Here is an 18,292-nt window from a genome sequence, read left to right as displayed (position 1 = left end):
ATCTCGCGTGTTCGCGCGTATGGAGCGATACTTCCAGCGAACTGGAGCGCGCCGCATGCTTTATCACTCGTCGCAGTATAATTTTGTGTATGGTTCAGTGCGAGATGTGTGGCGCCGAGACGTCGTCCCCGAAGACCATCAAAGTCGAGGGCGCGAAGTTAGACGTCTGTTCTAACTGCACCGACTTCGGCACCGAAGTCAAACAGCCCACGAGCTCCAGTTCTTCGACGAAGTACTCGACCGAATCCGGTTCGTCCTCGAGTTCGAGTTCGGCCAGTTCTGGTGGCTCGTCGAGCAGTGCCAGCAGCCAATCGAGCGGCTCGAGCCAGCCCAGATCGGACATGTTCGACGACATGGACGAACTCGCGACCGATTACGACGACCGCGTCCGACAGGCCCGTGAAGAGAAAGGGCTCAGCCAGTCCGAGCTCGCCAACGAGCTAAACGAGAAGTCGAGTCTCATCCGAAAGATCGAACGCGGCGACACCCTGCCGAGCGACGAGGTCCAGTCGAAACTCGAGCGGTTTCTCGAGATCAACCTCAGTGCACAGAGCGGCTCGAGCGAGGACGAAGAGTGGTCGGGCGGTTCCTCCTCGGGCAGTTACACGCTGGGCGACGTCGTCAAGCGAAAGGACTGAGACGGACTGCTGTACCGATTTACCGGCGCAACCGCAGGAGTGCGCGGTCGCGCTGGAACTGACTGACAGCAAACCGTATGAGACGGCCCGCCAGCGGCGGTGCAGTCGGTTTCGCGGTTGCGTCGGGACAATCGGTGTCGATCTCGATATCGGTACGACAGCCCGACGACGCGTCTAACTGCTCTCTGTTCTCGCCGTCTGCGTCGGTAACTCGCAAGCTATTTCTTTCGGGCGGGCCGTCTCACGCCCATGTTCGTCCTCGTCAACCTGAAGACGTACCCGTGTGATCCACTCGAGATTGCGACCGCCGTTCGCGACGTCGACGAGACGACCGACGCTCGACTCGCCGTCGCTCCACAGGCAATCCACATAGAGCGGGTCGCGGAGACGGGCGTCGAGACTTGGGCACAGCACGTCGATCCGATCGAACACGGAAGCAACACCGGCCACACGCTTGCCGAGTCGGTCGCCGACGCCGGTGCCGTCGGGACACTGGTCAACCACTCCGAGCGGCGACTGAAACTGGCCGATATCGACGGCGCAGTGCGGGCAGCCGAGCGGGCCGACCTCGAGACGGTCGTCTGTGCCAACAATCCCGAGCAGATCGGTGCTGGGGCGGCACTGGGACCGGACGCTGTCGCCGTCGAGCCGCCGGAACTCATCGGGACGGGAACGCCTGTCAGCCAGGCCGACCCCGGCGTCGTCGAGAACGCCGTCGTGGCCGCCGAGAACGTCGACGACGACGTGTCGGTGCTGTGCGGTGCCGGCATCAGTACTGGCGAGGACGTCACTGCCGCCGACGACCTCGGCACCGAGGGCGTGTTGCTCGCAAGCGGCGTCGCGAAGGCCGACAATCCGCGGGCCGCACTCGATGATCTCGTCGAACCGCTGTAACGGCCAACCACTTTTCTCGCCGGTCGCCCAACGGGCAGGTATGACAGACGAGAGTCCGGTCAGCGTCGCGGTCGAGAACCGACTCATGAGCCACGGGATCTACGTGATCGAGTGTAGGCACAATTCGGGCGGACCGGTCACAGACGGCACTGACCTCGAACTCGAGTACGAGACCGTCGCCGACGCGCCCGTCGTAACCAGCGACGAGGTCGGTGCCGTCGTCCGGACGCTGCTTGCCGTCGCCGACGAACGCGACTGGACGCCGGGACGACTCGAGGCGACATCGCTCTCGATCGATGGCGAGGTTCGCGGGAGCTGGCACGTCGAAGCGTCGTGGTTCGATCGGCTCCCGGACGATCTCTCGGAGGGCGAGTTTTCACAGCGGGTACTCGAGACGGTGTCGACGACGAGAGACTAGTACCGTCCCAAGCGTGGACCGACTAGTTGAGAGTTGGCCCAAACCGATCACGATTCTCGATCAGAAGTCGAGTGCACTAGTCAGAGTAGACTTGGGACGCTACTAGTGGCGGGCCAAGCCTGCACTGATGGGTCGAATCTGGCGGTGTGGCTCGATTCGACCCGTCAGTGTTGGGACGGTACTAGCGTTTGGCGTCTCGGAGGCGTTCGTAAGCCTCGGTGACGAGCTGGAATGCAGATCGGCTTCCACTCTTCCGGTCCGGGTGGGCGCGTTTGACTTGTTTTCGGTACGCACGGTGGAGCTCCTCGAGTGAGGCATTCGCCGAGACTCCGAGTACCTCGCGAGCTTTCGTCTCGCGCATGGCGACCGACTCGACGATTCCGTTTCGTTCGGCCTCGTCTCTGCAGGCGGGACAAAGCCACTCGGTTCTCCCGTCGACGGTCGTGACGCGGAACCGCTCGACAGAGACCTGGTCCCGACACTGAGTGCAGTGACCGTCGTGGTCTGTCGCCGGTCGATCGGCCTCGTCCAAGCCGTCGCCGTTTGGCTCGCTACTGGCGTCCGTCGATTCCGTGTCGGACTCGAGTTGCGCTCGTGACCGGCGTTTCACGTCGTCTCGCCGCGTGGCTTCTGTCACGCAGGATGGACAACAAGAGAGAACGGTGCCGTCGGCGACGACGATCTCTTCGAAGTCTTGGTCGGGGACGGGTTGCCTACAGCCGTCACACACGGTCCGCTGGTCGGCCATCGAACCGTATCCGTCGTCGAGTCGTTCGGCAGCGGCCCTAGCGTACTCCTCGCACTGAGCACAACAGGCGACTTGGCTCCCGTCGGGCATCGTCACCGTCGTCAGTTTCGCGCGCGGGACCGTGCGATCGCAGCCGTCACACGTCACTCGAACCACAACGTGGCGTTGGTGGGGGTCCGTCATTAGTTCCCCTGATTCGGTATGGCGTGTACCCGTCGCTTCCGATTCATACGGATTGCTGTAACTAGTTACCGCCGATCGCCGACCCCGTTCTGGCGATCGGCGGTAATTGAATACAGCAAACCGTATCACTCCCTCCGGCAGTCCAAGAGCAAAGCCCGCGTCGTGCGAACACCCGTCCGCGAGGTCCCCTCGCGTCACACGCATCGTCCATTGGAAGACACCACCCGACGGATCTTCCGTCGGGTTCCAACTACCCGCTCTCACTCGAGATGTCAAGACACATAGGCTCCGAGTCCCGATGCAAGGTATGGACACGGCAACTCGAGAGGGCGTCAGTCAAGCCGTTCTCGATCGGGAGTCGCTCCGGATCGGTGTGATCGACCTCGTTGTCCTGGTCGGGCTGATCGTCTTCGGGCAACTGTCACATGGTATTGATCCGATCACTGCGCCGCTCGCTTCGGCGGGGACTGTCGTTCCGTTCGTGGTCGGCTGGCTCGTCGTCTCACTGCTCGCGGGGTTGTACACGCGCGGCGTCGCGTCCTCACCGACGCGTGTCGCCCGTCTCGCGACAGTCACCTGGCTCGGGGCAGCAAACGTCGGTTTTCTCCTCCGCGGTTCGCCACTGCTCGAGGGGGGCGTGCCGTGGACGTTCACCGCCGTTATGACTGGGTTCGGCCTCGTCGTGTTGGTTGGCTGGCGGGTCGGGTACGCAGCCTTCCTCGCTCGCTCGTAACCTGATCGCTGCCCACTCGAACTGCAAGACTGCCAGCGGTGTCGTCGGTTCTGTCACATGTTCCAGAATGATAAGAAAAAGAGTATACTGACTTTCGGGTTAGTCCACCGTTTGTAGCCAATAGTTATGGTTGTGAGCCACTAGCTGCGTTCGAAACGCGATCCAACCCCTTTGTGTCCCGTTGTTAGCAGGAAGTAGGTAGTAGTTGGTATCAGAAAACCATCTCGTAACGGACGCTGCCATCGAAATTTTCGCCCACTACAGCAGCCTAATAAAAAACTCATAACTTATGCAAATTCAATTCAATGGATACCAATTATACACTCATCCTGTATTGGCCAGTTATGGGGAACACTTATATACCAATATCCCATACTATCGGATAGATTATGGCTGGATATTACGACATCGTCCTTGGCCTCATCCCAGTCGCATTGATCGGTATCACTGCAGCCCTCCTGCTTGTCGGCCTGTCGCTGACGGCCGCAGTGCCGATCGGCGCGTTCGCCGCGATGGGAATCATCGGTCACGCGATGTTCGTGAATACGCCAGCGGACGCTTCCGACGAGGCCCAATCTGCACGGCCACCGATGAACGCGGACTAACCGCACCCGCTATCCAGTCACTTCCGATTTCGAGCGACTTCTCGTCCGGTTTCGGCTGCAGTGATACCCGAACCACGTTCCGAACGACGTCGCCCACCGAACCGCTGTCGTCGCTTCGTTCGGCCGTCGGTTCCGTTTTGCGACAGAGAGAACCGACAGTGGGTTCAAACGTCTCCCGTCCGTACGTGACGTGCATGTCCCGTGCGGCCGAGCTCGTTGAGGTTCTCGAGACGGCCGATTCCCTCGTCATCGTCTGTCACGACAACCCCGATCCGGACTGTCTCGCAAGTGCGCTGGCACTCGAGGCGATCGCGCTCGATCACTCACTGGAGGACGTCGCCATCGTCTACGGCGGCGATCTCACTCACCAACAGAATCGAGCGTTCGTCAACGTGTTCTCGCTCTCTCTCGGGCGCGTCTCGGAGGTCGCCGTCGACGACTACGATTGTCTCGCGTTCGTCGATCACAGCCGTTCCGGAGTGAACACCGAAGTCCCCGCAAACGTCGTTCCAGATATCGTCGTCGACCACCACCCCGTGGAGCCGGCTGCCGTCCCTGTCGCCGACATTCGGACAGAGTACGGCGCGACCGCAACGATCTTCGTCGAGTATCTCGCGGAGCTGGACGTCGAGTTGACGACCCGGCTGGCCTCGGCACTGCTCTTTGCGCTCCATCGCGAACGACTCGACTTCGTCCGCAGTCCGACCCGGCGAGAGTACGAGGCGGCGCTGGCGCTGTTTCCGGACGCCGACCTCGAGATCCTCGGACAGTTGTACGACAGTGCGTTCTCGCCGGGAACGCTCGACGCGATCGGTCGTGCGATCGCCTCTCGCAAGCGACGCGGCTCGTCGATGGTGGCGAGCGTGGGCAAGACCGCAGAGTCCGCCGCGATTCCGCAAGCCGCCGACTACCTGCTCAACCTCGAAGGAGTCGACACCGTACTCGTCTACGGGATCGTCGACGGCAGGGTCCGACTCAGTGGCCGGTCGATCGACCCACGTGTCCACGTCGGTGAGGTGCTCACCGAAGGGTTCGACGGAATCGGTACGGCCGGCGGCCATCCCGACATGGCCGGCGGCCGGATCGAACTCGGCCTGTTCGGTGACGAAGCCGACGACACAGAGCAACTCCTCTCGCTCGTCGACAGCCGCCTCACACGACGGTTCTTCGACGCCCTGAACTTGGAGCGCGAAAACCGGCAACAGTGACCGCCGGGGGATGAACTCGCAAGCGCGACGTTTTCACGCTTTTCGGCGTAGTGTTCGATATGACGAAAGCACTGTTCGTCGTCAGCGAGGAAGGCTACTGGGGAGCAGAGTGCATCGAACCGCTCGAGACGTTGTCGGACGCCGGCGTCGAGGTAACGGTTGCGACGCCCTCTGGCGGTCCACCGGAGATCGACGAGCAGTCGATCGATCCCGGCGAGGTCGGCGAGGAGACGGCCGAGCACATCCAGACGGTCCACGAGAACGACGAGCGACTCACCGACCCGATCCCGACCGCACAGGCCGACGCCGACGACTACGACGCGGTCGTCTTCCCTGGTGGCCACGGCACCGAGTGGGACGTCAATCAGGACAGCGACGCCCGACGACTGTTGCGAGACGCGGTCGCGGGTGACGACGGGACGGCACTGGTCGTCTGTCACGCCGTTGGCCTTCTCGCGTTCGCCCGCGACAGCCACGGCGCGTTCGTCGTCAACGGCCGTGACGTCACCGGCTTCCCCAACGCGTGGGAGACAGACATCGTCGACGAGAACGACTGCATGCCCAGCGGCCGAAAACTCCCCTACTGGGTCGAAGACGAGGTGAAAGTCGCCGGCGGCAACTGGGACGCCGAACTCGAGTCCGAGACGAGCGTCACCGTCGACGGCGACCTGCTCACCGCTCGTGGTCCCGAGTCCTCGACGGCAGCGGCCGACCGACTGCTCGACGAACTCGACGAACTCGACGGCTGACTTGCCCGTCGAAAGCTACGATAGTCACGCTCTCGTGGACGTTCCGGACCGAGTCAGTTATAGACGCGGCTCCCCGAAAGCACGTGTGGTCCCTGCCGAATCGAACTCGCCCCGGTCGCTACAGAGTCGCAGCTATCGCATCACCGTCGACGAAGGACGGGAATCGTTCTACGCGCTCAGCATCGAGGACGCCGAAAGCGAGGACGCGTGGCTCATGTCCGATACGGTGGTCGCACTCGAGAACGTGCGGTAACTGCCGATGCAGTCGTCCAACGTCGCAACGAACATCGACTCGTGGTATCTCCGTCGGAGCCAAACTGGAGGTGACCGAGGCGCACCCTCGAGGGTGCGCTCAAATAGCGGGATGGTGAACGTGCGGAGGCTATTCTCCTGTCTCGACTGAGGCGGGTTGCTGTCAGTCAGTTCCGGCGCGACCGCAGGAAGACTCGCAGTCGCGCCGGGACATCGGGACAGCATCCGTGCCAGTGGTGAACTCCACTCGAACGGCCGATGGAACTTTTTATCCCGGGTGACTGGAAACGGCGGAATCTATTTTTTCGACCGTGCCGATGTGTCGTTCGATACAGATGTACGACCGGATACTCGTGCCGACAGACGGGAGCGAAGCGGCGGCGATTGCGACCGAGGAGGCAGTCGAACTGGCCGAATTGAACGACGCGGAGCTACACGTGCTGTACGTTATCGAACCAATTCCGCTGGGGAAGTTCGCTGCCGGTGCCGAACCAGCGTCGGCCGAGTGGGACGACGTCGTCGACGAACAGCGAACGGAGGGCGAGGACGCAACTGCGTCGGTCGCTGCCCTCGCAGACGACCACGATGTCGACGTGGTCGAAGCCATCGAACACGGGCAACCGAACGAACAGATCCTCGGATACGCCGACGAACACGGGATCGACGCGATCGTGATGGGGACACACGGCCGGTCGGGCGCGGGTCGACTCGTCGTCGGCAGCGTCACGGAGAAAGTCGTTCGCAAGAGCGACGTGCCAGTTCTCACGATCCGAAAGAGTTGACCGCACCCGTCGGCGATCGCCCGGGTGGAAACTCACGTCACCGACCGACGAACCCCCGACGCCGCCCGAACCGAACTCGAGTGTCGCTGCAGGGCGACTCGATGTGACGGAAGCGACGCTAGTGATGAGAGACCGGTCCGTGCGGTAACGCCGAGACCGCCGTGCCGATGGCCCTGTCGTCACGAATCGGAGAGTGCCCGTTGCGATTCGGTTTCTGGGGCCGGATTCGCCGTCGTCGATCCGTTCGACTCCTCGATGACGTAACGCTGTCCGAACATCGGATCGAGCAGACTGTCGACTTCGCCACGATCGTCCGTCAGCAGGGCTGCGTCGTCTGCCTCGGGTTCCTCGAGTCGGTTCTCGACTGCGTCCTCGAGGTCGACCCCGATGTCGCGGGCCGCTTCTCGCTCGGCGAGGTCTGTCTGTGAGAAGTCGGTCTCGTCGGCCGTTGCGACGATCTGGACGTTCTGAACGGCGTTCTGGTCGCTCGTCCGGAAACTGTAGACGGCCGGGAAGACGGCGTCCATCGTCTCGTACTGGGCGTGATAGAACTCCGCAGCAGAGCCGCTGGGTGCGGCGATCACGTTCGCGTGGACGACGCCGTCCTCGGTCAGTCGATCGGAGAGCAGTTCCATGAACTCGACGGTGGTCAGGTGAAACGGAACCTGGTCTTTCTTGTAGGCGTCGAGAACGACCACGTCGTAGCGCTCGTCGGTTCCCTGAAGGAACTGTCTGCCGTCCTCGGTGTGGACGGTGACGGCTCCGCGATCGAGTCCGAAGTAGGTCTCGGCGGCGTCGGTCACCTCGGGATCGATCTCGACGACGTCGACGGTCGCGTCGTACTGTTGTGCGAAGTCCTGTGGCCCGGTGTAGCCTCCGCCACCGACGAACAGCACGTCGTCGACCTCGTCGGGGTCGTCGACCAGCAACATCGGCAGGTGGAAGTACCGCGTGTAGGTGAAGACGTGGCGCTCGGACTCGCTCAGGTCTGTCGCGCTGTGGCGAGCCCCGTCGAGGTACATCGTGCGAACGTCGCCGTCGTCGACAATCTCGAGTTGTTGATGTGGTGTCCCGGTCTCGTAGACGACGTCGCCGCGGTAGTCGAGCGCGACTGGTCCGCCGCCGACGGCAGCGACGAGCACGACCGTGGCGAGGCCGCTCGCGACGATCGACCGACGGGACGGGCTGGGTAGTCCGAGGACGAGCGCGGTCCCGACGAGTGCGAGACCGAACAGCAGCCCGATCTGGTCGACGGTCAGTGTGGGGATGAGGACGAACGTCGTCGCGGCGGAACCGACGATGCTGCCGATCGTCCCGAGCGCGTAAACGTGGCCGGACGCCTCACCGGTGCCGACCTTCGCGGAGAGTTCGGCGGCGTACGGGCTGATAAAACCGAGCAGGTAGGTGGGTGGCCCGAAGAGAAGCACCACTGCAGGGACAGACGCGTATCGTGGTGGCAACGCGAGCGTCGAGGTGTAAGCCAGCAACAGATCGCTCGCGTAGACGACGACGGCGACGTAGACTGCGGTCCCGAGCATGATCCAGGACATCTGTCTCGTCGTCGCTGTCGACGCCAACTTTCCACCCTGCCAGTACCCCAGGCTCAAGGCGATAAGAAAGACTGTCAAGATACCACCGACCGTGTAGATGTGGCTCCCGAACTGCGGGGCGACGATCCTGACCGCAAGAATCTCCAGCCCCATGCTGGTAACCCCCGAAACGAACACCGCCAGTTCGGGTTTGCTTGGCCGGTACGACGCGACCTGCTCGACCGCCATCACCAGATCGGACGGCATCCTTCGGTGAGTACCTGTCGCCTCGGCTCGGTGCTCGAGAGCACGCCGACGATCAGGTATCGGGGTCGTTCATAGCGGTCGGTAATCGGTTCGACGCGAGCCCGTCAGGTCGACGCGTCGACGTCCTGCTCGACTCCCGTCGCGGTCCCGTCCGCTTCTGGGTCGTCCAGGAACGAAACCAGGACGGTCGAGGCCGCGGTCTCCTCGAGTGCGGTCGCGTTCCGAAGTACGAGTCCGCCGAAGCCGACGAATAGGATAAGGTCGACGTAACTCCCTGTAACCAGGCCGACGAAACCCCCGAGGAGTCCGAGGTTCTGTGCCGAGACGACTCCGAGCACGAGTAATCCGGCCCAGGCGAGTAACACCAGGAATTTCAGCTTGGTGTACAGTAGTTCTCGATGGTCGCTCGTCGTCACGACTGTCCGCGAGAGTGCACCGAAGAGCAAATAAACGAGTCCGATGAGCGCCAGGAGAACGATCAGGGAGACGGCCGTTTCTGCGGTCCCAGAAAGAACCCAACTCGCGAACGTTCCCCACAGAGTGGTCAGGCTGCAGACGAACACGCCCGCCGTCTTCAGTCGTCCTGCATCGGCGACCGAACCCAGTACGTAACTGATCGCTCCCCAGGCGACCGTATAACCGACGAACCGGACGATCGACTCGTCCGTCCCGGTCGTACTGATGGTCCACACCTCGGCGGACATCAACGCGTACTTCACACTTATCGCACCACAGGCGAGAACCGTCGCGTACCCGTAGCGGCGAGCCTGTGGCGGGAGACGCAACGTCCCCACCAGGAAGGCGACCGCTACTAGCCCGAGTAAAACGCTCGTAGTCACGAATATCGTCGCGTTCGGAATCATCGTCGGCATCCCCGGACGCGGCCCGAGCGCCGCCTCGTATCGAATTCGTCTTGCGATCGTTTCTCCTCGACATCGAGTCTGTGGTTTCGTACGGTCATACTCCGACAGTCCGTATCATTCAACTTCACGCAACACTCTCGGATGGGTTTACAAAACCATTATTGCCAGCGTATTGTCCTGTTTTCTGGAAGTGACTCGCCGGCATGGCGAAAACTGTGTCGTACTATCGGTTAAATCCCCGAATCACTCTCCACCCCACCCAACACGTATTGTAAAACATAAGACATTACTACGGCTGTGTGACGACGTGTGTCAGTCCGAAGAGGACGATCGCGACCACGAAGACGGTTGTCCGACTGTACTGCATTGCACCGATGAGCGCCAGCCCCCAGACGATCCACCACCCGAAAAAGACCGACAGCACGGCGTTCAGTACGACCAGGAGCCGTGGGTCTCCCGTCGAGGACTCGAGTCCCTCTCCGAGTCCGTCTCGATCGGCACTCATACCCCCACAAGGGCTCGTTCGCCACTTAGCCGTTTTCGTCTCCGGCGATACTCGCGCATGCGTTGGCCACCGGAATTTATGAGAGCTCCCGCGAACGTGTCGGTATGCGGGAAGTTACTGCGTCTCGGGTGGTCGACGCCGACCCCGGCGAGGTCTGGGCGCGGTTCGATCCGCCAGCGATCGTCGAGGCCGAAGGGAGCTTCACGGTCGAGAGCATCGAAGACGAGGGAGAAGCGACGATCGTCGTCGCCAGCGGTCCCGGAATCCAGTTGCCGTTACGGTTCGAGTACCGCGAGGACACGATCTACTACACCCAGGACGGAAAACAGGGACCGTTCTCGCACATGGAGACGTGGCTCGAGTGCGAGCCAGCCGACGGCGGCACGCGAGTGACGCTCCGGTCGTCGGTGTCGCTGTCAGCGCCGTTGCCGTTCGGCGACCGGATCGCCGCCTGGAAACGAAACGGAGAACTGAAACGCGCTCTCGAGGCGATCGAGTCGACGTTCGCCTAGCGAGAATTAGGGTTCGCGAACGACCAGCGTCTCGTCGTTTGCAGCGGGAAACCGATTCTCGAGGTCGGCCGCACGATTCCACTCTTCGTCGGTCACCAGCGCGTCGTCCAGTCTGTCACGGACCGACGCTTCGTCGTACTCGGTGCCGATGAACACCAGTTCCGTCCTGCGATCGCCGTACTCGTCGTGCCACTCGAGATCGGGGCGGTTCGACCGGTAGAGGTCGCGTTCGACCTCGGGGAGCGTGGCGACCCACGGACCCCTGACGGTCGCACGGACGGATGGACCAGCCTGAGCGACGTCGATTTTCACGTCGCGGTCGGCGACCCAGGCGACGCCTTTCGAACGAACGACCCCGTCGGGGAGTTTCCGGAGGAACGCCGCGAACCGTTCGGGGTGGAAGGGACGGCGAGCCCGGAAGACGAACGAGTCGACGCCGTAGACGTCGTCGGGGTGGCGATGGTCGTGGCCGTCGCCGTGAGCACCTCCGTGATCGTGTCCCGTGGGCTCGCCGCCCTCTTCGTCCGCCTCCTCGAGTGCACGTTGCCACCCTGCCGACTCGCTCATCTCACTCGGCTCGAACGCGTCGATCCCGAGCAGTCGATCGGCGGCGACTGCAGAGAACTCGGTCCGGACAGTCTCGGCGACCGGCCGCAGCGCCGAGACCAGCGCCTCGGCCTCCTCGAGTTCGGCCTCGTCACAGAGGTCGGTCTTGTTCAGCAAGACGATGTCGGCGACCTCGAGTTGTTCGATCAGGAGATCCGAGAGCGGACGATCGCTCTCGTCGTCCACACCGCGTCGTTCGGGGATGTCCTCTCCGGCGAAGGCGTCGACGAACAGTCGCGTGTCCAGTACCGTCACGAGCGCGTCGATCTCGTAGGTCGCCGCGACCCGAGAGGAAGTGGTAAACAGCCGTGCGACGGGTTCCGGCTCGGAGATTCCCGAAGACTCGACGATCAGATGGTCGAACTCGCGGTTGCGGGCCAGTCGGACGACCGCCGTCTCGAGGTCGTCCCGGAGTTCACAGCAGAGACAGCCGTTCGAGAGTTCGGCGACGCCGCCCTCGACGTCGAGATCCGACCCGTCCGCGACGAGTTCCGCGTCGACGTTGACCGTGCCCATGTCGTTGACCAGCACCGCGAGGTCCCGATCGCCGGCAGTCTGAAGCAGGTAGTTGAGCAGCGTCGTCTTCCCCGCGCCGAGGCTTCCCGAGAGGACGGTGACGGGAATCGTCGCTTGCATACCACAACCTTGACACTCGAGCACAAAGTGTCGTCGTTTCGGCACTCAAACTCGTGAACCAGGGCTGGACCGTTCGCATCGTCGACGGATGCGGACGACATACTTTTGTCCCCATAGCCGAGCATGACTACTGATGACAGTTGCCGACCGGATCGCTGCCTACCGAACGGTACTCGAGGAGTGGGTGCGTGGTCTCTATCACGGACTGTTCTCCCATCCGGCCTACGAGAAGATCGAACAGGAGGCCGAAGACCTCGAGGACGCGTTCATGCTGGCGTGTTTCCCCGACGCCTTCGGCATCCCGAGTCCGGTGTCGTACTACACTGCCGAACTCCTGCCGTACCTGGAAGACGAGTACGAGGCCTGGGAACGACGAATGTGGGATCGGCAGTCGGTGATCGAACGCAAGGGCCACCAGTACCACTTCTGATGACCGAGTTCGTCTTCTTCGGCGGCAAGGGTGGCGTCGGCAAGACGACCGTCTCGAGCGCACACGCCCTGCAATGTGTCGAGGGTGGCCTCGAGGCGCTCGTCGTCTCGACCGATCCGGCCCACAGTACGGCAGACGTCTTCGACCAAGAGTTCGGCGACGAGCCGAAGCCGGTCGAGGGCTACGAGGGACTCTCCGCGATGGAGATCGACCCCGACCAGGAGGTTCAGGACCACCTGCTGAACCTCAAACGGCAGCTCAACTCGCAACTGAGCGCGACGATGGTCAACGAGGTCGACATCCAACTCGAGATGGCCCACCAGACGCCGGGTGCCTACGAGGCCGCGCTGTTCGACCGGTTCGTCGACGTGATGCGAAACGCCAACCCCTACGACCGGGTGGTGTTCGACACCTCGCCGACGGGAGCGACGCTCCGACTGCTCGCGCTACCGGATCTACTCGAGCAGTGGATCGACCGGCTGATGGCCAAACGCCGGCGGAGCATCGACCTCTACGAGAAGGCCGCGATCGGCAACCGGGAACCACGACGCGTGATGGACGGCGATCCCGTTCTTGCGAGACTTCGGGAACGGAAAGAGCGGTTCGAGTTCGCCGGCGAGGTGTTGCGCGACGACGCGTCTTTCTATCTCGTGTTGAACCCAGACCAACTCTCGATCCGCGAGACCGAACGCTCGATCGAAACCCTGTCCGAAGCCGATCTCCCCGTCCGTGGACTCGTCGTCAACCGGCTGACGCCCGAGCCCGACCCCGACGAGGAGGGACGTGGCGCACGATATCTCCGTACCCGGGTCGAGACCGAACGCGACCGCCTCGAGCACATCGAGCGGGAGTTCGACGTACCGGTCGTCGCGACGATCGAAACCCGCACCGAGGAAGTCCGCGGGCGACTCCTCGAGGACGTCGCCAACGAACTCGAGATCGCACTCGAACCCGCCGGCTCTCCGTCGGCTACCAGCGGTTGAAGCCGTTGGCTTCCGCGTTGTACAGCCGTGGCGAGTTTGCTGTCGCGTCCTCGATTCACCTCGGACTCACGGACCGGGACGCTCTCGCTGATCTTATCCAAATGAATTATATTTATAATGGTCCCGTGTTATCGTAATCACGAGACACATTACCATGGTAGGAGTGATCTGGATCGTTGCACTGGTGCTAGTGATGTTTACTGCAGCGTACGTCGTCTACGGCCGGTACCTCTCTCAGTTCGTCGACCTAGACGACAGCCGCGAGACGCCGGCACACAAGTACCAAGACGGGCAGGAATACGTACCGGCGAAGAAATCGGTACTCCTGGGGCATCACTACTCGAGTATCGCTGGCGGTGCACCCGTCGTGGGGCCGATCACGGCGGCACTGATCTGGGGATGGCTGCCCGCTCTGCTGTGGGTTGCCATCGGGAATCCACTGATCGGTGCCGTTCACGACTTCGTCTCGCTGTCGGGGAGCCTCCGACACGAAGGGAAGTCGATCGGCTACATCATCGGCGAGTACGTCGGTGAACGGGGGAAGAACATGTTGTTGTGGTTCGCGTTCCTGTTGACGATTCTCGTAGTGGCAGTGTTCGCGCTGGTCATCGGAGTCGTCTTCGACGCGTTCCCGGAAGCTGCGACCGCGAGTATCGTTTACATCGGATTGGCGTTTCTCTTCGGGTTCTGGCTGTACCAACTGGGGCTCCCGTTCTCGGTCGGAACGGTCGTCTTCGTCGCCGGCGTGTTCGCGTCGGTCTGGGTCGGTATCCAGTTCCCGGTCGCGATCACGCCGCCGGCCGAGGCCGGCGCGTATCCGGAGGGGACGTTCGTCGTCCTCGATGCAGCACCGACACTGTTACCGGAGTTCCTCGGTAGTGCGAACATCACCGCGTGGGTTCTCGTCGTCCTCGTCTACGGGGCTGCCGCGAGTATCCTCCCGGTATGGATGCTACTGCAACCGCGTGACTACCTCTCCTCGTTCCTCCTGTACACGGGGGTCGGCGGTGGACTGCTAGCGGTCATCGTCGGCACGTTCGTCACCGGAATGGGAGACGACGCAGTCCACAACGGCCAACAGCTCAGTTTCGACATCACGACGGGAGCCTGGTACGGTTTCCTCGGGCAGGAAGGACCACTCGCAGTCGAAGGACTCATCCCGCTGATGCCGCTTTTCCCACTGCTGTTTCTGACCATTGCGTGTGGGACCATCAGCGGCTTCCACTCGCTGGTCTCCTCGGGAACGACGGCGAAACAGCTCAACAAGGAGACCGACGCCCGCCTGATCGGGTACGGCGGGATGCTCGGTGAAGGACTGCTCGCCGCCGTCGCACTGTGTGCCGTGACGATTGTCGCGATCCCGGCAGCCGATGGCGGGATCGGCCTGGCACTGCCGAACTTCGCGACCGGCGGCGGTGCGATCCTGACCGCGTTCGGTATCCCGTTCGAGTACGCGGCACCGTTTATGGCGCTGGTCCTCGCGAGTTTCCTGCTGACCAGCATGGACACCGCCGTCCGTCTCGGGCGATACATGCTCGAGGAAATCATCGACACGCCCGAAACCCAGATCGAGTCGTACGGTGCTAACCCGTACGTCAATACGACGATCATCACCATCATTGCGTTCTTCCTGCTGGGCAGCGGCCAGTGGGAGGACCTCTGGGTCCTGTTCGGCGGTGCGAACCAACTGCTGGCGTCGCTTGCCCTGCTGACTGGCACCATCTGGCTCGCCAACTGGCAGAAGTCCAAGCAACTGATCTCGACTGGTGGCCCGATGATTCTGATGGCGTTTATCACCGTCTTCGGTCTGACGTGGCTCGCGCTCTACCAGATCCTCGGTGGCCGATTGCTCGGTATCACCGGCGGGATGGAGCCGGCGGAATCGCTCCTCGTTCAGGTGTCGGGGGTCGTCCAAATCGTCATCATCGCGGTGCTGCTCGGACTCGCACTGTCGCTGTTCAAGATCGGCTACGATAACATGAAAGCGGCCGACGAGGCCGAACCCGACGTCGCGGCTGGCACGTCGGACGACGACTGACGACGGCACGGATTCGGTTTTCTTTTTCGACGTAACGCGATCGAGGAGTGACTGCTTCGGGCTACAACCGGTTCAGACGGACTGCTGTCTGTCATCTCCGGCACAACCGCGACTCGTCCAGTGATCGTGTCGGTAAATCGGTACACCAATCCGTATCAGACACCGTCTCGTTCGATTCGCTCGCACCGAACCGCGCTCCAGTCGTCCGGCCGATGTCCGGTGACTTTCGGTGGCACTACAGCTGGAGCCGACGGGCGATCAGGTCCAGCAGGCCGGGCTCTTCGGTCTCGATCGGGTCCCAGACGCGGAACGCCGTTGCAACGTCAGCGTTGTCACAGGCGACAAGTTCCTCGTCGCCTGGAGCGGCGACGACGAGATTGATCTCGTAGTGGCCGTGGAAGCCGTATTTCAACAGGTTTCGGCCGTCGAATCTGTCTACCCGATCACGAACGTCGACGGGGATCGACGGCGCGATCGCGACGAACGTAAACTCCGTACAGAAGTGCTGTTCGTCGGGCTCGATCCACTCGTCGGCGAGTTGGTGGCCCAGTTCGACGTACCGGTCCAGCGTCCGGTCGTCGACGCGGTCGACCCGCGTCGCAAACAGGTGTTCGGCCGACTCGTGTTCCGCGAACGAAATCGCCGGATGGAGGAAGTGTTTCTGGCTGCGCAGCTCCAGCTCTCCGTACAGCGCGAACTGGTCGCCGTCGACCACGTACCCCTTCTCGAGGTCGTAGTTGTGAAACAGTCGGTCGCCGACTCGATCGAGGTACCCGTCGTCCCAGTCCGGCACCGCCGTGAGTGCCTCGTCGACTGGTTCCAACGGAGCGTCGCCAGTCTGGTCGGACTCGGCCTCGGGCGGTTCCTCGGTCGGTCGTTCGCTGTCACTCATTCGTCTCCCTCCGTGGGTCACTGGCGGTTGTCGGACGGCCCGTCGACGTTCGTTTCCGTCCCGCCGAATCGTCCATGCCGATAGATACCACGGTGCGGCCAAAAATCCGTCGTCACGGATCGGAACGACGACGCGAGCTTTTAACTTCCCGTGACAGTAAACTAAAGAACCTATGGTAAGAGACCGCGAAGCGTGTGGTCGCTGTTCGATGACGGTCGCGGTCGACGCCGCACACGGCGAATGGGCCGACGACGAGCGTGTCGATTCCGACCCGTACGCTGGTGACCGGATCGAACTCGAGGAAAACCAGCTTCGCACGCTGTCGCCCGGCGGCTGGCTCGTCGGCCTCTCGAGTCGGGTGGACGATGCCGTCGCCCGGTTCACGTGGGAGCGATAGGCGGACGGACCGCCGGAGTTGTGCCGGAATATCGGTACAGCAATCCGTCTCAGTTCGTCGTTACTACCTCGACCACGTCACGGGGCTCGACTTCGTACTCCTTGCCGAGTTGGCGGTTCGTCCGGCAGTCGATGGCGTGGAGGAAGCCCTCGCCGATGTCCGAATGCAGGCTGTAGGCGAAGTCCTCTGCGGTCGAGTTCGGCGGGATCAGATAGCAGTCCGGCAGGACCTCGCCGCGTTCGTTGCCGAGTCCGTTCGCGCCGCCGGGAAAGACGGGAACGACGCCAAGCACGTCGAACAGCGCCGTCTCGAGGGCGGCCTGGACGCCCGTCGCGCCGTAGTCGTCGAGGAAGTCACGGATCTGCTCTAGACCGTCTTCCTGGTCGCCAGAGACATCGCCCGTAATTTCGAAGTCGTCGTCGCCGGGACGGTAGTCGACGACGCCGGCTTTGTCCGCGGATTTCAGTGCCTTCTCGGCGTGGGCACTACAGGGGACGAACGTGAGGTGGTCGTAGTCGGGGTCGGACGTGATCTCCGCGTAGTTCTCCTGGGCCGCTGGGAGGTCCATCTTGTTGGCGGCGATTACCATCGGTTTGGTCTCCGTACGAATCTCGCGGGCGAGTTCGAGTTTGTCCTCGGCGTTCCACTCTCCGGGATCGAAGCCGACGCCGACGCGTCGGATCAGACGCTTGATCTCGTCTTCGTTCGTCTTGAACGCGCTCATCTGTTCGGCGAGTTCTTCCTCGATTGCGTCGTCTTCCGTCGTGTAGCCAGACTCGTAGCGTACGATCCCTTTCTCCAAGACGTCCAGATACCACTGGTCGAGTTCCTCCTCCAAGAAATCGACGTCCTTCCGGGGGTCGTGATCCTCGGTGGGTTCGCCCTCGAGGTCCGTCCCTCCGGAGAAGTCGACGACGTGGACGAGCACATCCGTCTCGTTGAGGTCGGTCAGGAACTGGTTGCCTAACCCCGCACCTTCGTGTGCGCCGGGAATCAGTCCCGCGACGTCGACGAGTTTCGTCGGGACGAATCGCGTCCCGCGGTCACAGTAGCCGACGTTCGGGGTGCACTCTTCGTCGAACTCCGGGGCCGCACAGTCGACTCGAACGTAGGCCTCGCCCACGCTGGGGTCGATGGTCGTAAACGGGTAGGCCCCTTCGGGGACGTCGTTCATCGTCGCCGCATTGAAGAAAGATGACTTGCCGACGGATGGTTTGCCGACCAGTCCGATCCGGTAACTCGTACTCATTATCCGTCCCTCGAGCGGGCCGATTAAACGGGTTTCTTTCCGATCGCGTCTTGCTACGAGAACGCATGACGTTCAACCGCCGGAGGAACCGTCTCCACCCCCAACAGAGACGAACGGTCGCGCGACAATCGTTGCCGACCATCGTCGGCTACGGATACTGGGACTGGTGCATGAG

Annotated in this window: 21 protein-coding genes; 14 read left to right on the top strand and 7 right to left on the bottom strand. The window is 62.4% G+C overall.

Annotated elements, in window-relative coordinates; genetic code table 11:
- The first annotated feature begins 89 nt into the window (after nt 1-89).
- The 3 genes from NATGR_RS19090 to NATGR_RS17390 all read left to right on the top strand — a co-directional run bounded on the left by NATGR_RS19090 (nt 90) and on the right by NATGR_RS17390 (nt 1,950).
- On the top strand, nt 90-638 hold the full coding sequence (locus tag NATGR_RS19090; protein ID WP_074929717.1) for a multiprotein bridging factor aMBF1: 549 nt from the start codon (nt 90-92) through the stop codon (nt 636-638).
- 249 nt (nt 639-887) lie between these two features.
- Complete coding sequence (tpiA, locus tag NATGR_RS17395) at nt 888-1,532, top strand: triose-phosphate isomerase (RefSeq protein WP_005575875.1); 645 nt, start codon at nt 888-890, stop codon at nt 1,530-1,532.
- A gap of 40 nt (nt 1,533-1,572) precedes the next feature.
- Entirely contained in the window at nt 1,573-1,950 is a 378-nt protein-coding gene (locus NATGR_RS17390) for a hypothetical protein (RefSeq protein WP_005575876.1), read from the top strand.
- Between the two features lie 181 nt (nt 1,951-2,131).
- Here the strand turns inward: NATGR_RS17390 and NATGR_RS17385 are convergent, their stop codons facing one another.
- Entirely contained in the window at nt 2,132-2,881 is a 750-nt protein-coding gene (locus NATGR_RS17385; protein ID WP_005575878.1) for a J domain-containing protein, read from the bottom strand.
- Between the two features lie 307 nt (nt 2,882-3,188).
- Here NATGR_RS17385 and NATGR_RS17380 point away from each other — a divergent pair, with 307 nt between their 5' ends.
- The 6 genes from NATGR_RS17380 to NATGR_RS17355 all read left to right on the top strand — a co-directional run bounded on the left by NATGR_RS17380 (nt 3,189) and on the right by NATGR_RS17355 (nt 7,210).
- Entirely contained in the window at nt 3,189-3,614 is a 426-nt protein-coding gene (locus NATGR_RS17380) for a DUF3054 domain-containing protein (RefSeq protein WP_005575880.1), read from the top strand.
- Nucleotides 3,615-4,003: 389 nt separating this feature from the next.
- A complete protein-coding gene (locus NATGR_RS17375) occupies nt 4,004-4,219 on the top strand; it encodes a hypothetical protein (RefSeq protein ID WP_005575882.1) in 216 nt (71 codons plus the stop codon).
- Between the two features lie 194 nt (nt 4,220-4,413).
- The gene (locus tag NATGR_RS17370; protein WP_005575884.1) at nt 4,414-5,427 is read left to right on the top strand and encodes a DHH family phosphoesterase; all 1,014 of its coding nucleotides are present in this window, start codon (nt 4,414-4,416) and stop codon (nt 5,425-5,427) included.
- Between the two features lie 59 nt (nt 5,428-5,486).
- Nucleotides 5,487-6,176: a DJ-1/PfpI family protein gene (locus tag NATGR_RS17365; protein WP_005575885.1), complete on the top strand. Its 690-nt coding sequence runs from the start codon at nt 5,487-5,489 to the stop codon at nt 6,174-6,176.
- An 85-nt stretch (nt 6,177-6,261) separates the two neighbouring features.
- A complete protein-coding gene (locus NATGR_RS20040) occupies nt 6,262-6,429 on the top strand; it encodes a hypothetical protein (protein ID WP_005575887.1) in 168 nt (55 codons plus the stop codon).
- A gap of 334 nt (nt 6,430-6,763) precedes the next feature.
- Nucleotides 6,764-7,210, top strand: a complete 447-nt coding sequence (locus NATGR_RS17355) for a universal stress protein (RefSeq protein ID WP_015233883.1) — start codon at nt 6,764-6,766, stop codon at nt 7,208-7,210.
- A 179-nt stretch (nt 7,211-7,389) separates the two neighbouring features.
- Here the strand turns inward: NATGR_RS17355 and NATGR_RS17350 are convergent, their stop codons facing one another.
- From NATGR_RS17350 to NATGR_RS17340, 3 genes are all read right to left on the bottom strand, one after another.
- Nucleotides 7,390-8,988: a spermidine synthase gene (locus NATGR_RS17350; protein WP_049887879.1), complete on the bottom strand. Its 1,599-nt coding sequence runs from the start codon at nt 8,986-8,988 to the stop codon at nt 7,390-7,392.
- Nucleotides 8,989-9,110: 122 nt separating this feature from the next.
- Nucleotides 9,111-9,845, bottom strand: a complete 735-nt coding sequence (locus tag NATGR_RS17345) for a bacteriorhodopsin (protein WP_231990815.1) — start codon at nt 9,843-9,845, stop codon at nt 9,111-9,113.
- 313 nt (nt 9,846-10,158) lie between these two features.
- Nucleotides 10,159-10,374 carry a hypothetical protein gene (locus NATGR_RS17340; protein WP_005575897.1) on the bottom strand — a complete coding sequence of 72 codons (216 nt, stop codon included), beginning with the start codon at nt 10,372-10,374 and terminating at the stop codon, nt 10,159-10,161.
- A gap of 104 nt (nt 10,375-10,478) precedes the next feature.
- Here NATGR_RS17340 and NATGR_RS17335 point away from each other — a divergent pair, with 104 nt between their 5' ends.
- On the top strand, nt 10,479-10,886 hold the full coding sequence (locus tag NATGR_RS17335) for an SRPBCC family protein (protein ID WP_005575900.1): 408 nt from the start codon (nt 10,479-10,481) through the stop codon (nt 10,884-10,886).
- A gap of 6 nt (nt 10,887-10,892) precedes the next feature.
- On the opposite strand, the gene NATGR_RS17330 is transcribed toward NATGR_RS17335, so the two are convergent.
- A complete protein-coding gene (locus tag NATGR_RS17330) occupies nt 10,893-12,128 on the bottom strand; it encodes a CobW family GTP-binding protein (protein ID WP_005575901.1) in 1,236 nt (411 codons plus the stop codon).
- Nucleotides 12,129-12,261: 133 nt separating this feature from the next.
- On the opposite strand from NATGR_RS17330, the gene NATGR_RS17325 reads away from it, so the two are divergent.
- From NATGR_RS17325 to NATGR_RS17315, 3 genes are all read left to right on the top strand, one after another.
- Nucleotides 12,262-12,558 (top strand): hypothetical protein, encoded by a 297-nt coding sequence (locus NATGR_RS17325; RefSeq protein WP_005575902.1) that lies wholly within the window; start codon nt 12,262-12,264, stop codon nt 12,556-12,558.
- Nucleotides 12,558-13,541, top strand: coding sequence for an ArsA family ATPase (locus NATGR_RS17320; RefSeq protein ID WP_005575905.1), 984 nt, complete (start codon nt 12,558-12,560; stop codon nt 13,539-13,541). The genes NATGR_RS17325 and NATGR_RS17320 overlap by 1 nt, the downstream gene beginning before the upstream one ends.
- A 154-nt stretch (nt 13,542-13,695) precedes the next feature.
- Entirely contained in the window at nt 13,696-15,579 is a 1,884-nt protein-coding gene (locus tag NATGR_RS17315) for a carbon starvation CstA family protein (protein ID WP_015233882.1), read from the top strand.
- A 235-nt stretch (nt 15,580-15,814) separates the two neighbouring features.
- On the opposite strand, the gene NATGR_RS17310 is transcribed toward NATGR_RS17315, so the two are convergent.
- Complete coding sequence (locus tag NATGR_RS17310) at nt 15,815-16,471, bottom strand: hypothetical protein (RefSeq protein ID WP_005575909.1); 657 nt, start codon at nt 16,469-16,471, stop codon at nt 15,815-15,817.
- A gap of 172 nt (nt 16,472-16,643) precedes the next feature.
- Here NATGR_RS17310 and NATGR_RS17305 point away from each other — a divergent pair, with 172 nt between their 5' ends.
- Nucleotides 16,644-16,868: a hypothetical protein gene (locus tag NATGR_RS17305; protein WP_005575911.1), complete on the top strand. Its 225-nt coding sequence runs from the start codon at nt 16,644-16,646 to the stop codon at nt 16,866-16,868.
- Between the two features lie 49 nt (nt 16,869-16,917).
- On the opposite strand, the gene NATGR_RS17300 is transcribed toward NATGR_RS17305, so the two are convergent.
- The gene (locus NATGR_RS17300) at nt 16,918-18,117 is read right to left on the bottom strand and encodes a redox-regulated ATPase YchF (RefSeq protein WP_005575913.1); all 1,200 of its coding nucleotides are present in this window, start codon (nt 18,115-18,117) and stop codon (nt 16,918-16,920) included.
- Nucleotides 18,118-18,292: the final 175 nt, after the last annotated feature.

The sequence above is a fragment of the Natronobacterium gregoryi SP2 genome, assembly GCF_000230715.2.
Lineage (GTDB): Archaea > Halobacteriota > Halobacteria > Halobacteriales > Natrialbaceae > Natronobacterium > Natronobacterium gregoryi.
This window is presented reverse-complemented; position numbering and strand designations above follow the sequence as displayed.

What these genes read in the sequence shown, in the direction of transcription:
- NATGR_RS17335 (WP_005575900.1), top strand. Translation starts at nt 10,479, where the DNA reads ATGCGGGAAGTTACTGCGTCTCGGGTGGTCGACGCCGACCCCGGCGAG.
- NATGR_RS17300 (WP_005575913.1), bottom strand. Translation starts at nt 18,117, where the DNA reads ATGAGTACGAGTTACCGGATCGGACTGGTCGGCAAACCATCCGTCGGC.
- NATGR_RS17355 (WP_015233883.1), top strand. Translation starts at nt 6,764, where the DNA reads ATGTACGACCGGATACTCGTGCCGACAGACGGGAGCGAAGCGGCGGCG.
- NATGR_RS17380 (WP_005575880.1), top strand. Translation starts at nt 3,189, where the DNA reads ATGGACACGGCAACTCGAGAGGGCGTCAGTCAAGCCGTTCTCGATCGG.
- NATGR_RS19090 (WP_074929717.1), top strand. Translation starts at nt 90, where the DNA reads ATGGTTCAGTGCGAGATGTGTGGCGCCGAGACGTCGTCCCCGAAGACC.
- NATGR_RS17390 (WP_005575876.1), top strand. Translation starts at nt 1,573, where the DNA reads ATGACAGACGAGAGTCCGGTCAGCGTCGCGGTCGAGAACCGACTCATG.
- NATGR_RS17330 (WP_005575901.1), bottom strand. Translation starts at nt 12,128, where the DNA reads ATGCAAGCGACGATTCCCGTCACCGTCCTCTCGGGAAGCCTCGGCGCG.
- NATGR_RS17315 (WP_015233882.1), top strand. Translation starts at nt 13,696, where the DNA reads ATGGTAGGAGTGATCTGGATCGTTGCACTGGTGCTAGTGATGTTTACT.
- tpiA (WP_005575875.1), top strand. Translation starts at nt 888, where the DNA reads ATGTTCGTCCTCGTCAACCTGAAGACGTACCCGTGTGATCCACTCGAG.
- NATGR_RS17350 (WP_049887879.1), bottom strand. Translation starts at nt 8,988, where the DNA reads ATGGCGGTCGAGCAGGTCGCGTCGTACCGGCCAAGCAAACCCGAACTG.
- NATGR_RS17385 (WP_005575878.1), bottom strand. Translation starts at nt 2,881, where the DNA reads ATGACGGACCCCCACCAACGCCACGTTGTGGTTCGAGTGACGTGTGAC.
- NATGR_RS17365 (WP_005575885.1), top strand. Translation starts at nt 5,487, where the DNA reads ATGACGAAAGCACTGTTCGTCGTCAGCGAGGAAGGCTACTGGGGAGCA.
- NATGR_RS17310 (WP_005575909.1), bottom strand. Translation starts at nt 16,471, where the DNA reads ATGAGTGACAGCGAACGACCGACCGAGGAACCGCCCGAGGCCGAGTCC.
- NATGR_RS17370 (WP_005575884.1), top strand. Translation starts at nt 4,414, where the DNA reads ATGTCCCGTGCGGCCGAGCTCGTTGAGGTTCTCGAGACGGCCGATTCC.
- NATGR_RS17320 (WP_005575905.1), top strand. Translation starts at nt 12,558, where the DNA reads ATGACCGAGTTCGTCTTCTTCGGCGGCAAGGGTGGCGTCGGCAAGACG.
- NATGR_RS17375 (WP_005575882.1), top strand. Translation starts at nt 4,004, where the DNA reads ATGGCTGGATATTACGACATCGTCCTTGGCCTCATCCCAGTCGCATTG.
- NATGR_RS17325 (WP_005575902.1), top strand. Translation starts at nt 12,262, where the DNA reads ATGACAGTTGCCGACCGGATCGCTGCCTACCGAACGGTACTCGAGGAG.
- NATGR_RS17305 (WP_005575911.1), top strand. Translation starts at nt 16,644, where the DNA reads ATGGTAAGAGACCGCGAAGCGTGTGGTCGCTGTTCGATGACGGTCGCG.
- NATGR_RS17340 (WP_005575897.1), bottom strand. Translation starts at nt 10,374, where the DNA reads ATGAGTGCCGATCGAGACGGACTCGGAGAGGGACTCGAGTCCTCGACG.